We start from the raw sequence: 251 nt of genomic DNA, 5'->3' as shown, positions 1-251 counted from the left end.
GACCGTGGCCAGCGGCGCATTCAGCCGCCGTGCCCCGGCAGAAAGACTGCCGGCGTCGACCACCGCCAATAGCACCGCCATCGCGTCAAAACTATCCATCGAAGCCTTCCATAAAATGAGAAGAATGTTTCCACATTGCCAAGATACCCGGTTGATTGTGGATGTCATAGCATTCGCGTCGTCAAGGGGCTCGACATAGCTCCCATCGTGCTACTGATCCGGAGAAAGATGTCATGCCTCAACTTTCACGT

1 protein-coding gene is annotated in these 251 nt (G+C 55.0%); it reads right to left on the bottom strand.

The features are described 5' to 3' along the window. Nucleotides 1-168, bottom strand: a 168-nt coding sequence (locus AF337_RS45260) for a helix-turn-helix domain-containing protein (protein WP_244471218.1), incomplete at its 3' end; no start/stop codon positions are given. Nucleotides 169-251 lie beyond the last annotated feature (83 nt).

The sequence above is a fragment of the Rhizobium ecuadorense genome (assembly GCF_001187535.1).
Taxonomy (GTDB): domain Bacteria; phylum Pseudomonadota; class Alphaproteobacteria; order Rhizobiales; family Rhizobiaceae; genus Rhizobium; species Rhizobium ecuadorense.
Note: the sequence above shows the minus strand (reverse complement) of the source record. Positions and strands in the feature narration are given on the sequence as shown.